17 protein-coding genes are annotated in these 15434 nt (G+C 62.2%); 13 read left to right on the top strand and 4 right to left on the bottom strand.

All coding sequences use genetic code 11. The annotated features are described in order from the left end of the window. Positions 1-77: 77 nt before the first annotated feature. The 12 genes from nrdR (at position 78) to ASG55_RS23180 (ending at position 8894) form a co-directional block, all read left to right on the top strand. Positions 78-542 (top strand): transcriptional regulator NrdR, encoded by a 465-nt coding sequence (nrdR, locus tag ASG55_RS23235; RefSeq protein WP_007910946.1) that lies wholly within the window; start codon positions 78-80, stop codon positions 540-542. Continuing rightward, complete coding sequence (gene ribD, locus ASG55_RS23230; protein ID WP_056790727.1) at positions 539-1672, top strand: bifunctional diaminohydroxyphosphoribosylaminopyrimidine deaminase/5-amino-6-(5-phosphoribosylamino)uracil reductase RibD; 1134 nt, start codon at positions 539-541, stop codon at positions 1670-1672. The genes nrdR and ribD overlap by 4 nt, the downstream gene beginning before the upstream one ends. Before the next feature lie 47 nt (positions 1673-1719). Further along, positions 1720-2382, top strand: coding sequence for a riboflavin synthase (locus ASG55_RS23225; RefSeq protein WP_056790724.1), 663 nt, complete (start codon positions 1720-1722; stop codon positions 2380-2382). Between the two features lie 21 nt (positions 2383-2403). Then, positions 2404-3495, top strand: coding sequence for a bifunctional 3,4-dihydroxy-2-butanone-4-phosphate synthase/GTP cyclohydrolase II (gene ribBA, locus ASG55_RS23220; protein ID WP_039761895.1), 1092 nt, complete (start codon positions 2404-2406; stop codon positions 3493-3495). A 90-nt stretch (positions 3496-3585) separates the two neighbouring features. Then, positions 3586-4062: a 6,7-dimethyl-8-ribityllumazine synthase gene (gene ribH / locus ASG55_RS23215; protein ID WP_003228649.1), complete on the top strand. Its 477-nt coding sequence runs from the start codon at positions 3586-3588 to the stop codon at positions 4060-4062. After that, on the top strand, positions 4059-4559 hold the full coding sequence (gene nusB / locus ASG55_RS23210) for a transcription antitermination factor NusB (RefSeq protein WP_024014489.1): 501 nt from the start codon (positions 4059-4061) through the stop codon (positions 4557-4559). The genes ribH and nusB overlap by 4 nt, the downstream gene beginning before the upstream one ends. Before the next feature lie 27 nt (positions 4560-4586). Next, positions 4587-5552, top strand: a complete 966-nt coding sequence (thiL, locus tag ASG55_RS23205; protein WP_056790721.1) for a thiamine-phosphate kinase — start codon at positions 4587-4589, stop codon at positions 5550-5552. After that, a complete protein-coding gene (locus tag ASG55_RS23200) occupies positions 5549-6052 on the top strand; it encodes a phosphatidylglycerophosphatase A family protein (RefSeq protein ID WP_039761886.1) in 504 nt (167 codons plus the stop codon). The genes thiL and ASG55_RS23200 overlap by 4 nt, the downstream gene beginning before the upstream one ends. 25 nt (positions 6053-6077) lie before the next feature. Then, entirely contained in the window at positions 6078-6815 is a 738-nt protein-coding gene (locus ASG55_RS23195) for a substrate-binding periplasmic protein (RefSeq protein ID WP_056790718.1), read from the top strand. A 245-nt stretch (positions 6816-7060) separates the two neighbouring features. After that, on the top strand, positions 7061-7678 hold the full coding sequence (gene ribA, locus ASG55_RS23190) for a GTP cyclohydrolase II (RefSeq protein ID WP_024014485.1): 618 nt from the start codon (positions 7061-7063) through the stop codon (positions 7676-7678). Next, positions 7675-8094: a hypothetical protein gene (locus ASG55_RS23185; protein ID WP_041477693.1), complete on the top strand. Its 420-nt coding sequence runs from the start codon at positions 7675-7677 to the stop codon at positions 8092-8094. The genes ribA and ASG55_RS23185 overlap by 4 nt, the downstream gene beginning before the upstream one ends. Next, the gene (locus tag ASG55_RS23180; RefSeq protein WP_056790715.1) at positions 8094-8894 is read left to right on the top strand and encodes a cobalamin-binding protein; all 801 of its coding nucleotides are present in this window, start codon (positions 8094-8096) and stop codon (positions 8892-8894) included. The genes ASG55_RS23185 and ASG55_RS23180 overlap by 1 nt, the downstream gene beginning before the upstream one ends. A gap of 137 nt (positions 8895-9031) precedes the next feature. Here the strand turns inward: ASG55_RS23180 and ASG55_RS23175 are convergent, their stop codons facing one another. The 4 genes from ASG55_RS23175 to ASG55_RS23160 form a co-directional block, all read right to left on the bottom strand. Further along, positions 9032-10915 carry a TonB-dependent receptor domain-containing protein gene (locus tag ASG55_RS23175; protein WP_056790713.1) on the bottom strand — a complete coding sequence of 628 codons (1884 nt, stop codon included), beginning with the start codon at positions 10913-10915 and terminating at the stop codon, positions 9032-9034. A gap of 140 nt (positions 10916-11055) precedes the next feature. Further along, positions 11056-12954, bottom strand: a complete 1899-nt coding sequence (gene dxs, locus ASG55_RS23170) for a 1-deoxy-D-xylulose-5-phosphate synthase (protein ID WP_056790711.1) — start codon at positions 12952-12954, stop codon at positions 11056-11058. 91 nt (positions 12955-13045) lie between these two features. Continuing rightward, positions 13046-13933, bottom strand: a complete 888-nt coding sequence (gene ispA / locus ASG55_RS23165) for a (2E,6E)-farnesyl diphosphate synthase (protein ID WP_056790708.1) — start codon at positions 13931-13933, stop codon at positions 13046-13048. After that, a complete protein-coding gene (locus tag ASG55_RS23160; protein ID WP_016772991.1) occupies positions 13930-14172 on the bottom strand; it encodes an exodeoxyribonuclease VII small subunit in 243 nt (80 codons plus the stop codon). The genes ispA and ASG55_RS23160 overlap by 4 nt, the downstream gene beginning before the upstream one ends. Positions 14173-14636: 464 nt before the next feature. Here ASG55_RS23160 and ASG55_RS23155 point away from each other — a divergent pair, with 464 nt between their 5' ends. Next, positions 14637-15428, top strand: a complete 792-nt coding sequence (locus tag ASG55_RS23155) for a YfaP family protein (protein ID WP_056790705.1) — start codon at positions 14637-14639, stop codon at positions 15426-15428. Positions 15429-15434: the final 6 nt, after the last annotated feature.

Here is a 15434-nt window from a genome sequence, read left to right as displayed (position 1 = left end):
TATACCGCAAAGCCTATGGCTTGTCTTGCCACGGGGATGCGCTACCATGGCCCTCCCATTTTTTGTTGCCAGCCACCATGCACTGTCCCTTCTGCGGTGCCAACGACACCAAGGTCATCGACTCGCGTCTGGTCGCCGAGGGCGAACAGGTGCGCCGCCGGCGTGAATGCCTGGCCTGCGGCGAACGTTTCACGACGTTCGAGACGGCCGAACTGGTGTTGCCGCGCCTGATCAAAACCGACGGCAGCCGCCAACCGTTCGACGAAGAAAAACTCCGCGCCGGCATGCAACGCGCGCTGGAAAAACGTCCGGTCAGCGTCGAGCGCCTCGAATCCTCTCTGGTCCACATCAAGCACAAGCTGCGCGCCACCGGCGAGCGCGAGGTCAAGTCCCTCGTGGTCGGCGAGCTGGTGATGGCCGAGCTGCAAAAGCTTGATGAAGTCGCCTACATCCGCTTCGCTTCGGTGTACAAGCGCTTCCAGGACCTCAATGAATTCCGCGAAGAGATCGACCGCCTCGCCCGCGAACCGGTGAAAGAATGACCACCGCCGCCGAGCAGGCGATCCTCGACGCCCATTTCATGGCCCGCGCACTGGAACTGGCGCGCAAGGGCCACTACACCACCCATCCCAATCCGCGAGTCGGTTGCGTGGTGGTGCGTGACGGGCAGATTGTCGGCGAAGGCTGGCATGAGCGCGCCGGCGAACCCCATGCCGAAGTCCACGCCCTGCGCGCCGCCGGCGAGCAGGCCCGGGGCGCGACGGCGTATGTGACCCTCGAACCTTGCAGCCACCATGGCCGCACGCCGCCGTGTGCCGATGCCTTGGTGACTGCTGGCGTTGCCCGGGTCGTGGCGGCGATGCGTGATCCCAATCCACAAGTTGCCGGGCGAGGTTTGCAGCGCCTGGCCGAGGCTGGTATTGCCACCGAAAGTGGTGTGCTGGAGGCTGAAGCACGCAAGCTCAATCAAGGTTTTCTGAAACGCATGGAACATGGCTTGCCGTTCGTGCGGGTCAAGTTGGCCATGAGCCTCGACGGGCGCACGGCGATGGAAAGCGGCGAGAGCCGATGGATCACCGGCCCGGCGGCGCGTTCTGCGGTACAGCGTTTGCGCGCTGAGGCGGCAGTAGTGCTGACCGGCGCAGACACGGTGCTGGCCGACGGCGCGCGGTTGACCGTGCGCGCGGACGAACTCGGTCTCGACAGCGAGCAAACCGCGCTGGCCATGAGTCGTCCACCATTGCGGGTGTTGATCGATGGCCGCCTGCGAGTGCCGCTGGATGCGCCGTTCTTCAAGGCCGGGCCGGCACTGGTCGCCACTTGTGTCGCGGTGGAAGAGCAATATGCCAATGGCCCGGAATGCCTGATCGTGCCGGGTGCCGACGGCCAGGTCGATCTGCATCAATTGCTTATCGAACTGGCCAATCGAGGCACCAACGAGGTGCTGGTCGAGGCCGGGCCGCGTCTGGCCGGTGCCTTTGCGCAATTGGGTCTGGTCGACGAATTCGTGATCTTCATTGCCGGCAAATTCCTCGGCTCCACGGCGCGTCCGCTGCTCGACTGGCCGCTGGCGCAGATGAAAGAAGCGCCGGAACTGAAAATCACTGAAATCCGCGCGGTGGGCGATGACTGGCGAGTCACTGCGATCCCTGTCCCTTCAGCCCGCGTATAATTCCCGGCCATTGCGTTAGCGCTGGCCTCGTTCTCAAGGAGAACCCCATGTTCACCGGCATCATCGAATCCATCGGCAGTATCCGCGCACTGACCCCAAAGGGCGGTGATGTGCGGGTGCACGTCGCAACCGGCAAGCTCGATCTGAGCGACGTCAAACTCGGCGACAGCATCGCGGTCAACGGCGTTTGCCTGACCGCCGTCGAGTTGCCGGGCGACGGCTTTGCCGCCGACGTCAGCCGCGAAACCCTTGATTGCACCGCTATGAATGATCTGAGAAGCGGCAGCCCGGTCAATCTGGAAAAAGCCCTGACCCCGACCACTCGCCTCGGCGGGCATCTGGTCAGCGGTCACGTCGATGGTGTCGGTGAAGTGGTCTCGCGCAGCGACAATGCCCGCGCCGTTGAATTTCGCATCCGCGCGCCGAAGGAACTGGCCAAGTACATTGCCCATAAAGGCTCGATCACCGTCGACGGCACCAGCCTGACCGTGAACGAAGTCGATGGCGCCGAATTCATGCTGACGATCATTCCGCACACCCTCAGCGAAACCATCATGGCTTCTTACAAGCCGGGCCGCCGGGTGAATCTGGAAGTCGACCTGCTGGCGCGTTATCTGGAGCGTCTGCTGCTGGGTGACAAGGCTGCAGAAAAGACCGCCGGCAGCACCATCACCGAAAGCTTTCTGGCCCAAAACGGCTACCTCAAATAATTCAAAAGAAGGGGGTGCCTTGTGGCGCTCAATAGCATCGAAGAACTGGTTGAAGACATCCGCCAAGGCAAGATGGTCATCCTCATGGATGACGAAGACCGCGAGAACGAAGGCGACCTGATCATGGCCGCCGAATGCTGCCAGGCCGAACACATCAACTTCATGGCCAAGCACGCCCGTGGCCTGATCTGCATGCCGATGAGCCGTGAGCGCTGCGAACTGTTGAAGCTGCCGCTGATGGCGCCACGCAACGGTTCCGGTTTCGGCACCAAGTTCACCGTTTCGATCGAAGCCGCCGAAGGCGTGACCACCGGCATCTCCGCCGCCGATCGCGCGCGCACCGTGCAAGCGGCAGCCGCCAAAGACGCCAAGGCTGAAGACATCGTCAGCCCGGGTCACATTTTCCCGCTGATGGCCCAGGCCGGCGGCACCCTCGCTCGCGCCGGCCACACCGAAGCCGCTTGCGACCTGGCGCGCATGGCCGGTTTCGAGCCGAGCGGGGTGATCTGCGAAGTGATGAACGACGACGGCACCATGTCCCGTCGCGCTGAACTCGAAGCATTCGCCGCCGAACACAACATCAAGATCGGCACCATCGCCGACCTGATTCACTACCGGATGATCCACGAACGTACCGTTCAGCGGATTGCCGAGCAGCCGCTGGACAGCGAACTGGGCCAATTCAACCTGGTGACCTATCGTGATTCGGTGGAAGGCGACGTGCACATGGCCCTGACGCTGGGCACTGTCTGCGCTGAGGAGCCGACGCTGGTTCGCGTGCACAACATGGACCCGCTGCGTGACCTGCTGATGGTCAAGCAACCGGGCCGCTGGAGCCTGCGCGCCGCCATGGCTGCGGTCGCCGAGGCCGGCAGCGGTGTGGTGCTGCTGCTCGGTCACCCGCTTGATGGTGACGTGCTGCTGGCGCATATCCGTGAAACCGGCGAGCAGGCAGCGCCGAAAAAACCGACCACCTACAGCATTGTCGGGGCCGGTTCGCAGATCCTGCGTGACCTCGGCGTGCGCAAGATGCGCTTGATGTCGGCACCAATGAAATTCAATGCGATATCCGGTTTTGATCTGGAAGTTGTAGAATACGTGCCCTCCGAATAATGACCGGCTGTTTCCGGACTCCGATTCGCGGCAAATAATCACTGAGGGACGCGTAGCAGACGCGTCCCGGCTCTTTAAGAGAACTGACGAATGACCCTGAAGACCATCGAAGGTACCTTCATCGCCCCCAAAGGCCGCTACGCTCTGGTAGTGGGCCGCTTCAACAGCTTCGTGGTTGAAAGCCTGGTCAGCGGTGCCGTTGATGCCCTGGTTCGCCACGGCGTGAGCGAAAGCGACATCACCATCATCCGCGCACCGGGCGCCTTCGAAATCCCGCTGGTTGCGCAGAAAGTCGCCCAGAAAGGCGAGTTCGCAGCGATCATCGCCCTTGGCGCGGTCATTCGTGGCGGTACTCCGCACTTCGAATACGTGGCTGGCGAGTGCACCAAAGGCCTGGCCCAGGTTTCCATGGAATTCGGCGTACCGGTTGCGTTCGGTGTGCTGACCGTTGATTCCATCGAACAAGCCATCGAACGTTCCGGCACCAAGGCCGGTAACAAAGGTGCCGAAGCTGCCCTGTCCGCTCTGGAAATGGTCAGCCTGCTGGCACAGTTGGAGGCCAAGTGATTAGCGACGAAAGCGATCGTTTCAACCCGCGCGATCCGAAACCTGCGGATGCCGGCAAGCCGTCGAAGAGCGCCAAGCGTCGCGAAGCCCGTCAGCTCGCGACCCAGGCGCTGTACCAGTGGCACATGGCCCGGCAATCGCTGAACGAGATCGAAGCGCAGTTTCGCGTTGATAACGATTTCACCGATGTCGACGGCGCCTACTTCCGTGAAATCCTTCACGGGGTTCCGCAGTTCAAGACCGAAATCGACACTGCCCTGACGCCTTGCCTGGATCTGGCGATCGAAGAGCTCGACCCGGTTGAACTGGCGGTTCTGCGCCTGTCGACCTGGGAACTGCTCAAGCGCGTCGACGTGCCTTACCGCGTTGTGATCAACGAAGGTATCGAACTGGCCAAGGTGTTCGGTTCGACCGACGGCCACAAGTTCGTTAACGGTGTGCTCGACAAGCTGGCCCCGCGCCTGCGTGAAGCTGAAGTGAAGGCGTTCAAGCGCTGATCGGCGCTTGAATACTTTTTCTCGGCCATGGGCGAGTTTGAGCTGATCCGCAATTTCTTCGCCGCCGCGCCTTGTGCGCAGGGCGGCGAGGGCGTTGCTTTGGGGATCGGCGACGACTGCGCCTTGCTGGCAGTTCCCGTTGGGGAACAGCTGGCGGTTTCCACCGATACGCTGGTGGCCGGTGTGCATTTCGCCGACCCCTGCGATCCGTTTCTGCTCGGTCAGCGCTCGCTGGCCGTCGCGGTCAGTGACCTGGCCGCCATGGGCGCCGCGCCCGTTGCCTTCACCCTTGCCCTGACCTTACCGACGGTAACCGCCGATTGGCTGCAAGCCTATGCCCGGGGTTTGAACCGCATGGCGCAAAGCTGCGGCGTTGCCCTGGTCGGCGGCGACACCACGCGCGGACCGTTGAGCCTGACGGTCACCGTGTTCGGCCGCGTACCCGCTGGCCAGGCCTTGACCCGCAGCGGTGCGCAGGCCGGTGATCTGCTCTGCGTCGGCGGCGAACTGGGCAATGCGGCCGGCGCCTTGCCGCTGGTATTGGCTCAACGTGATGCCGAAGCGCATATCGCCCAGCCGCTGCTCGATCATTACTGGTCGCCACAACCGCAACTGGCGCTCGGTCAGGCCCTGCGCGGCAAGGCCACGGCGGCACTGGACATCTCCGACGGCCTGCTCGCCGATTGCGGGCATATCGCGCTGGCGTCGAAGGTGCGACTTGAGATTGAACGCGAGCGTGTACCGTTGTCGGATGCTTTAGTCGCGTTTCTCGGCCAGCGCGGTGCCGAGCGCGCGGCATTGAGCGGTGGTGATGATTACGTACTGGCCTTCACCTTGCCGTCCGCCGAGTTGCCGGCACTGCTGGCCGACGGCTGGCCGATCCATGTGATCGGGCAAGTGCTGCCGGGCCAGGGCGTGCTGCTGCTGGACCGCGACCGACGCGACATCACTCCGCAGATTCGCGGCTACCAACATTTTCAGGAGACACCGTGACAGATCACCCGAAACAGGTTCCTGCCGAATTCGTGCCTCCTTCGGTCTGGCGCAATCCGTGGCATTTCCTCGCGTTCGGCTTCGGCTCCGGCACGTTGCCAAAAGCCCCGGGCACGTGGGGTTCGCTGGTGGCGCTGCCGTTCATTCCGCTGTGGCAGATGCTGCCCGACTGGGGCTACTGGCTGATGCTCGGCATCACCATGCTGTTCGGCTTCTGGCTGTGCGGCAAAGTCGCTGACGATTTGCGCGTTCACGACCACGAAGGCATCGTCTGGGACGAAATGGTCGGCATGTGGATCACCCTGTGGCTGGTGCCGGAAGGCTGGTACTGGTTGCTCGCGGGTTTTCTGGTGTTCCGCTTCTTCGATATTCTCAAGCCGTGGCCGATCCGCTGGATCGACAAGCATGTGCATGGCGGCGTCGGCATCATGCTCGACGACGTGCTGGCCGGTGTGTTCGCCTGGCTGGCGATGCAAGGGCTGGTATGGGTATTCGCCTGATTCGACTCACGTGAGGAACCACGCAATGCTGCGACGCGGGTTGGCGCTGCTGCTTCTGGCTCTGCTGGGCACGTTCGCCCACGCGCAGGCCGCCGCGCCTGTGCCCGCGGTCATCCACCTGGCCAGCGAAGACTGGGAGGATTACACCGCCGCCGATGGTCACGGTCTGGCCTGGGACGTGTTGCGCAAAGTGTTCGAGCCGGCCGGGGTCAAGCTGGATATCCGCACGGTGCCGTACACCCGTTCGATCGGGTTGGTGCAGTTGAAGGAAGTCGACGCGCTGGTCGGCTCCTACCGCGACGAAGCCGAGCATGTGCTGTACCCGCAGTGGAAGTTCGATTCCGATCACATCTACGCGCTGGGCCTGGCCAGCAGCCCGCCGCCGACCCTGGCGACCCTGGGCAGATACCGTTTGGCCTGGGTGCGCGGCTACCGTTACGAAAACTACTTGCCGAACATCCAGCGCTTCAACCAGATCGAACGGCGCACCGGCATTCTGCTGATGCTCAAGCAGGGCCGGGCGGATTACTACATCGATGCGCTGACCGAGATTGAAGCGGTCGTGCGCGATGCCGCGGATCCGGCGCAGTATCGCTATTCGCATCTGGCTGAGTTGCCGCTGTTTCTCGGTTTCGCCGATACCCCACAGGCTCGCGCGTTGATGGCGCTGTATGACCGGCGCATGGCGGAACTGGTCAAGAGCGGAGAGCTGAAGCCGGTCTTCGAGAGGTGGAAGCAGCCGTATCCGTTCAACCCGAACTGAAGCCCAACGCAAATCCCTGTAGGAGCTGCGGCACGCTGCGATCTTTTGATCTTGATATCAAGCCAGATCAAAAGATCGCAGCCTCGTTGCACTCGACAGCTCCTACAGGGAGCGGCGGTGCTGGCGGCAGCTGTCATCAAACTTTTTGATGTTTATGCCCGATAATTCAGCCTAAGCGTCTACAGGAACCTGCTGTTACAATGCCGGCCTGCGAATTTTCAGTCTTCTAGATCAGGAGCACATCGGTGCCTGTCGTCTTCGTCGCCGCTTCCAAGCTGCCAACGCCTTTTGCGCAATTCACCATGCACGGCTTTCTCGATGAGAGCACCGGGCGTGAGCACGTCGTGCTGAGCCTCGGTGAAATTGCCGATGGCGCCCCGGTACTCGGTCGTCTGCATTCCGAATGCCTGACCGGCGATGCCTTGTTCAGCCAGCGTTGCGACTGCGGCTCGCAATTGGAGGCAGCTTTGCAGGCGATCGCCCGCGAAGGCCGTGGCGTGCTGCTGTATCTGCGTCAGGAAGGGCGCGGCATCGGGCTGCTGAACAAGATCCGCGCCTATGAATTGCAGGACGGCGGCGCCGATACCGTCGAAGCCAACGAGCGTCTGGGCTTTGCCGCCGATCAGCGCGACTACGCCATGTGCCTGCCGATGCTCGAACATCTGGGCGTGAAATCCCTGCGCCTGATGACCAACAACCCGCGCAAGGTCAAAGCGCTGACCGACATGGGCATCGTCGTCGCCGAGCGCGTGCCGCTGCACACCGGGCACAATCCGCACAACAAACTCTATCTGGCCACCAAGGCCAGCAAGCTCGACCACATGATGGGCAACGAGCATCAGGGCGAGGTCGACCGCGCGTGACCCGCGGCCAGGTGCGGCGGCGGTTGGCGGTGGCCTGGTGGCAATACCTGGCGCTGGCGCTGTTGCCGCTGTTCGTGCTCAACGCGCTGTTCGGTGAAGGCCAGGGCCTGTTGCCAGTGCTGGCGATGCCTTTGTTCATCGCTGGCGTCGCCTCGATGTTTGTCAGCCTCAAGTATTTCGCCCGCTACAAACACGCGTTGATCGCCACGCAAAAAGCCCTCGATACCGCCGAAGAACCCGCCGCCTGGATTGCCCTTGCGGCGCGTCGGCGTACGGCGTTGCTGGTAGCGTCCCTGCCGGCCTGGATTGGCGCACTGGCGGTGTTCGTCGGCCTCGAAGCCGTGCCGTTGATGCTGCTGGCGCTGTCCACCGCCGTGCTGTTCTACCTCTACCGTATTCCGCGTCAACTCGGTTGATGCCTCGCCTGTGGCTGGCGGTTGTGCTGCTCGTTCTGAGCAGCCCGGTGCTGGCTGCATTGCGGGTGGTCAGCCTCGCCCCCTCGCTGTCTGAAATCGTTGTTGAACTGGGCTCTGCCGACCTGTTGGTCGGCGTGCTGGATGCGGGCGAGCGGCCGGCAGCCATTGCCGATGTTCCATCAGTGGGCCGCTACGGCCAGCTCGATATGGAGCGCTTGCTCAGCCTGAAACCGGATTTGCTGCTGCTCTGGCCCGGCAGCGTCGGCGCCGGGCAGCGTGATCAGCTCAAGCGCCTGAACATTCCAACCTTCGTCGCCGAGCCGCACACGTTGACGCAATTGGCGACGCAAATTGAAGCGATCAGCAAACAGCTCGGGCGTCCAGAACGTGGGGCGAAACGAGCGGCCGAATTGCGCGAGCAACTGAATGATCTGCGCCAGCGTTATAGCCGTGACGAACCGCTGCGGGTTTTCTATCAAGTCTGGGACAAACCGCTATACACCGTCGGTGGCGGGCAGATCATCAGCGATGCGCTTGAAGTGTGCGGTGCGCGCAATGTGTTTGCCGAGCTGAATCTGCCGGCACCGCAGGTGAGTATCGAGGCGGTATTGCAGCGTGATCCAGAAGTGATTGTCGCCGGTGATCAAGCGCAGCTAGGGGCGTGGAAGACCTGGCCGCAGGTGGCAGCAGTCAGGCAGGGGAGACTGCTATTGGTCAGTGACAAAGGTCTGGAAAGGCCCAGTGGTCAGATGATCAGTGCGACCGCCAAACTATGCCAATTGATCGCGCCGGATCGGTAGACCGCATCGCCTGTATTCGCGAGCAGGCTCGCTCCCACACTGGATTTGCGTTGAAAACAAACTGTGTGGCTGCACTCAGTCTACTGTGGGAGCGAGCCTGCTCGCGAAGAGGCCTGCCAACCAACACAAATCTCAGTTCAGAGTTCAGGAGTCCAGGTGACCCCAAACATCCACGCCCGACCTTCCTCGCGATAGCCATACTGCGCGCCGTCATAGCTGTAATTCGCCCGGCTGTAGCCCTTGTCCAGCAAGTTATCCACCTTCAGATCCAGCTTGATCTCACGGTTCAGCGCCCAACTGCTGCGCAGCCCGAGCGTGCCGTAGCCTCCCAGCGACTGGGTGTTTTTCAAATCATCGTAACTGCCACTGACCAATTGCCAACTGGCGCCCACACCCAAGCGATCGAACTGCCGATCCAGATCCCAACTGGCCGTGCGCCGCGCCCGTCGGGCCAGGGTATGCCCGGTATCGCGATCTCGCGGGTCAATGATCGCCACGCCGAGATTGCTCTGCCAGCCAAACAGCTCCTGCTTCAACGCTGCTTCAAAACCGTTGATGCGCGCTGACGCAACGTTCTGCGGGCGGGAGTTGCTGCCGAAGATGATCGCGTCTTCCAGGTCGGTACGGTAAATCGAGGCTTCCAGCCGCGCGCTGTCGCTCAACTGGCTGCGCCATTGCAGTTCGTAGCTTTTCGAAGTTTCCGGTTTCAGGTCGGGATTGCTGAAATCCGGGTAGTACAGGTCGTTGAAGGTCGGCGCGCGGAACCCTTCGCTGTAGCTCAGCAGCACGTCGTTGTCCGGATTGAGCGGCAGGGTGAAGGTGCCGCTCCAGGTGTTCTGGCTGCCGAACTGCTGGTTGTCGTCGTGGCGCAGGCCGATCTCGGTGGAGAAGCTGTCGGCCTGATAGCGATGCTGGATGAACGCTGCGCGGTTCCAGCGGCTGTCCTCGTCGAACGCAGTGCTGCTGTTGATCCGGTCTTCGTACCAGTCACCACCGAGGATCAGGCTGTTGCGCCGGTCGAGCGTCAGGTCGTTCTGCCAGTTCACCGAGTCGCGATAGGTGTTGAACACCGTGCGCTCGTCACTGAGCTTGTCGAAAGTCTTCTCGCGGTTTTCGCTGTGGCCGAATTCGACGCGGGTTTTCCAGGTTTCGTTGACCCGGGCATCGACGTAACTGCTCACGCTGCTGACATTGAAGTCGCTGTAGGGCTGCTGTTGCACCGACTCGAACGTGTCCATATCGAAGCGACCGAACGGATTGTCGAATTCGCCCTTGCCACGGTTGTCCAGCAGGTTGGCGCCGACTTCGACGTCATCGGTCAGCGCGTGGCTGAGGCTCAGGCTCAGGGATTTGTTGCGGTAGGCGTCATGATCGCCATCGCTTGGAAACGAGTCGTGGGTGCGGTCGATCCCGGCCGTTTCGTCGAGGCTGGCGCCGAGGTTGAAGCGGGTCTTCTCGTCGCCGCCGGACAAGCCGAGGCTGCGCTCCCATGTCTGCTGACTGCCGAAGCCCAGATGCAGGCGTGGCTGCAAGCCTTGCCCAGTGCCGCGTCGGGTGAAGATCTGGATCACCCCGCCAATCGCGTCGCTGCCGTAAATCACCGAGCGTGAACCACGCAGCACTTCGACGCGCTCGATCTGCTCGATGTTCAGATGTTGCAGATTGCTGTCGCCGGAAGTCGAATTGCCGATGCGCTGGCCATCGACCAGCACCAGGCTCTGCGCCGATTGCGTGCCGCGAATGTAGATCCCCGGCAGACTGCCGCGCCCGCCAGTCTGCGCCACTTGCACGCCGGGCACCCGACGCAGCAGATCGGGCACGTCGCTTGGTTGCAGGCGATCAATGTCTTCGCGGGTGAACACGGTGTTGGCGGCGCTGCTGTCGTTGCGCGCCTCGACCTGACGATTGGCGCTGATCAGCGTGTCCGGCAGCTTCAGCGCCTGATCGCGCTCGAAGGTGTCGGCGACGGCGCTTGCGGTTGGCAGCAGGAGGAAGGGCAGGGCGAGGCGGGAGAGGTTCATGGCAATCTATGGTCTTTGCAAAACCATGTAGGAGCTGCCGAAGGCTGCGATCTTTTGATTTTGCTTTTTAAAGGTTCCGGAGCTGCCGAAGAGCAAGATCAAAAGATCGCAGCCTTCGGCAGCTCCTACAAGGGATTGCGTCAGCTGTTGAGCAATGCCAGCCGCAGGCGAATCGACGCTTCGATCCCGGCCTCATCCAGCCCGCACTCGGCAAGCATCTGCGCCGGTTTCGCATGCTCGACGTAAATGTCCGGCAAGCCCAGATGCAGCATCGACTTGAGGATGTTCTCGCGGGCGAGGAATTCGCTGACCGCGCCACCGGCGCCGCCCATGATTGCGTTCTCTTCGATAGTCACCAGCAACTCGTGGTTGCCGGCGATCTCGCGCACCAGCGCTTCATCCAGCGGTTTGACGAAACGCATGTCGACCACGGTGGCGTCGAGCTTCTCGGCGACTTTCAAGGCTTCGCTCAGTTGCACGCCGAACACCAGCATGGCGACCTTGCTGCCCTGACGACGGACGATGCCCTTGCCGATTTCGATCGCTTCGAGATCTTTTTCAATGACTGCATTCGGCCCGCTGCCACGCGGGTAACGCACTGCCGCCGGGCCGTTGTAGAGGTGGCCGGTGGTGAGCATTTTGCGCAATTCGTTTTCATCGCTCGGGGTCATGATGAGCATGCCCGGGATGCAGCGCAGGTAGGACAGGTCATAGCTGCCAGCGTGGGTCGGGCCGTCTTCGCCGACCAGACCGGCGCGGTCGATGGCGAACAGCACGTCGAGGTTCTGCACCGCGACGTCGTGTACCAACTGGTCGTAACCGCGTTGCAGGAATGTCGAATAGATCGCCACCACCGGTTTCGCGCCTTCGCAGGCCATGCCAGCGGCGAACGTTACCGCGTGCTGCTCGGCAATCGCCACGTCGAAATAACGCTCCGGGAAACGCTCGCTGAACGCCACCAGATCCGAGCCTTCCTTCATCGCCGGGGTGATCCCGACCAGACGCGCGTCAGCCGCCGCCATGTCGCACAGCCACTCGCCGAACACCGCCGAATACTTCGGCCCGCTGGCGGCTTTAGGCGCGGCGGCCGGGGCGTCCAGTGGTTCGAGTTTGGTGATGGCGTGGTAGCCGATCGGGTCGACTTCCGCCGGGGCGAAGCCTTTGCCTTTCTTGGTGACGATGTGCAGGAACTGCGGGCCTTTGAGATCGCGCATGTTGCGCAGCGTGGCGATCAGGGTCGGCAGATCGTGGCCGTCGATCGGGCCGATGTAGTTCCAGCCCAGCTCTTCGAACAGGGTGCCAGGGACCAGCATGCCTTTGGCATATTCTTCGGTACGACGGGCGATTTCCCAGGCGCCGGGCAGGCGCGAAAGGACTTTCTTGCTGCCCTCGCGCATGCTCGCGTAGGTTCGACTGGAAAGGATCTTCGCCAGATAATTCGACAGCCCGCCGACGTTGCGCGAGATCGACATATCGTTGTCGTTGAGAATCACCAGCATGTTGGCGTTGACTTCAGGCGCATGGTTGAGCGCCTCGAAAGCCATGCCGGCGGTCAGCGCGCCGTCACCGATCACGGCGATGGCCTTGCGATCGCTGTCCTGCAGGCGGGCAGCAATGGCCATGCCCAGCGCAGCGCTGATCGAGGTGCTGGAGTGGCCGACGCCGAAGGTGTCGTACTCGCTCTCGGAGCGGCGCGGGAATGCGGCAATGCCGTCCTTCTGACGCAGGCTGGCCATGCGCTCGCGGCGACCGGTGAGGATCTTGTGCGGATACGCCTGATGCCCGACGTCCCACAGCAGACGGTCGTCCGGGGTGTCGAAGACGTAATGCAGCGCGATGGTCAGCTCGATCACGCCCAGGCCGGCACCGAAATGCCCACCGGTCTGGCCGACCGTGTAGAGCAATTCCAGGCGCAACTCATCGGCCAGGGTTTCCAGCTCGGCTTCGCCTAACCGGCGCAGGCCGTCCGGCGTGTTCGCGCGGTCGAGCAGGGGCGTGGTCGGGCGCTTGCGGGGAATCTCATGAAACGTCGTGGGCATCAGGCGAATCGTTATAGGTATAAAAGATGCGGCAGTTTACCTGATGCATCGGCCCCTGCCCACGCGTTGGTCTTTTTTGGCCGATACGCCGTCAGTTGCGCCGCTCGACGATATACCGCGCCAGCTCGCGCAGCGGCTCGGCAGCCGCGTCAAACGGTCGCAGCGCCTGCAGGGCCTGATCGCGCAGTTCCAGAGCGTAGGCCTTGGCAGCGTCGAGGCCGAGCAGGGCCGGGTAGGTCGGTTTGTCCCGGGCAATGTCGGCGCCCTGACGTTTGCCGAGGGTAGCGGTGTCGCTTTCCACGTCGAGGATGTCGTCCTGCACCTGAAAGGCCAGGCCGATGGCCTGTGCATAAGTCTGCAATGCCTGCAGCTGATCAGGCTGGGCGCGGCCGCTGGCCAGGGCACCAAGCTTGACGCTGACTTCAATCAGCGCGCCGGTCTTGTGTCGGTGCATCTGTTCCAGGGCTGTTTGATCGAGCTTGAGACCGACCGAACCGAGATCAATGGCCTGGCCACCGACCATGCCCGCCGGACCGGCTGCATGGGCCAGCGCCGTGACCATCTGCAGACGGATTTCGCTGCTGCAATCGCTCAGGCGCGGGTCGAGCAGGGCGCTGAAGGCCAGGCTCTGCAAGCCGTCACCGGCGAGAATCGCACAGGCTTCGTCGAATTTCTTGTGGGTGGTCGGCTGGCCGCGACGCAGATCGTCATCGTCCATCGCCGGCAAATCGTCATGCACCAGCGAGTAGGCGTGGATCAGCTCGACCGCACACGCCGCGCCGCTGGCCTGTTCAGCCTGGCCACCGAGGGCTTCGCACGCGGCGTATGCCAGCAACGGGCGCACGCGTTTGCCGCCGTTCATCACGCTGTAGCGCATCGCTTCGTAGAGCCGCGCCAGTTCCGGCAGCGGCGCGTTGAACAGCGTTTCCAGCGCCGCGTTGACCCGGGCCTGACTGCTCGCCGAATACGCCGCGATCATTCTGGCTCATCCGCGTCGAAGGGTTCCTCGGCGAGCTCGCCATCGCGCTCCAGCAGCACCTGCACTTTCTGCTCGGCCTGGGCCAGCGCCGCCTGGCAGTCACGTGTCAGGCCGATGCCCTGCTCGAAAGCGGTCAGCGAGTCTTCCAGCGACAATTCACCGTTCTCCAGACGCTCGACCAGTGTTTGCAGGTCGGCGAGGGATTGTTCGAAATCCAGTGCAGCTTTTTTGCGGGCCATGGCGGCAAATTCCGGTAGACGTTAAACCGGCGCGACACTAGCAGATAGGGGGGGTATGGGCAAATGAGGCGCCCCACCCAAAGCCGCGCACATGACCCCGTGGCGAGGGGATTTATCCCCGCTGGGTTGCGTAGCAACCCTAAAACCAGACAACCGATACTCTCAGGAAAATCGAAGTCGCCGGTTTTACGACTGCTGCGCAGCCGAGCTGGGATAAATCCCCTCGTCACAAAGTTAATGTGAAGTTTCGGGGCTGAGGCTTATTCGGCTCACGCCCTCTCGAAAGCGAGATTCCTACAGCAATCACACATGTATCCGATTGTTAAAAAACTGCCAAATCGCTAATCTTCGCGGCTTCTACGGCCCCGACAGTTGCGGGGCGTTCAGACGAAACGCAGTTCACCGCTGTGAAGTACCGAGGATCGGGTGCAAGGTTTCGTTCAAGGCATGGCAGGAGGCGTCACATGCGTTCATTTCTTTTGCTGCTGATCGGCTTCGCCTGCGCGCCTGTGCTGTGGGCCGCGCCGGCTGCGCAATTGTCCGAGCCGGTCGGCGGCTGGCGTTATCACGGCCTGCTCGATCGCTCGGAAAATTCGCAGGTCGCCTACCCGACGCCGCCGATCGATCGCGGCATTCAGCGCAATCGCACGATGATCCAGGGCCAGCTCAAAGCCCTCGGCCACATGCGTCCGCCGCACAGCCTCGCCGTCAACGGCAATCCATTGAATCTGTACACCGATGATCAGGGACGTTTTGCCCGGCCCTACGCATTTGGCGCCGGTTCCAACAGCGTCGAAGTGATCAGCGCCGAGGGCCAGTCGCTCAAGCGCGTGCAATTTTATGAAGCAAATAATCTGCGCACGCCGGCGCGGATTCGTCTTGTCTTGGGATGGGACGACCCGAAAGCCGAGCTGGATCTGCATATTGTCACCCCCGACGGTCAGCATGCCTTTTGGGCACGGCCGGCGCTGAGCAATGGCGGCGGCCTCGACCCGGATGGCGTCGACGGCCCTGGCCCGGAAATGTTCACCATGACCGCGCCGCTGCACGGCACGTATCTGGTCTACGTCAACTATTGGGGCAACTACGGCAATGGTGGCTATAACTTCGAGGAGACCAGCAATCAGAACGAGGTGATCACTTCGCAGATCACCCTGGTGCTCAACGAAAACACCGTCGACGAAAAACGCGAAACCTTCATCGTGCCCCTGCGGGCGATCGGTGATCTGCTGCTGGTCAAGACCTTCAACTATTAAGCATCC

It is taken from the genome of Pseudomonas sp. Leaf434, assembly GCF_001425545.1.
Lineage (GTDB): Bacteria > Pseudomonadota > Gammaproteobacteria > Pseudomonadales > Pseudomonadaceae > Aquipseudomonas > Aquipseudomonas siliginis.
The sequence above is the reverse complement of the archived record's forward strand: the minus strand, read 5'-3'. Positions and strand labels throughout refer to the sequence as shown.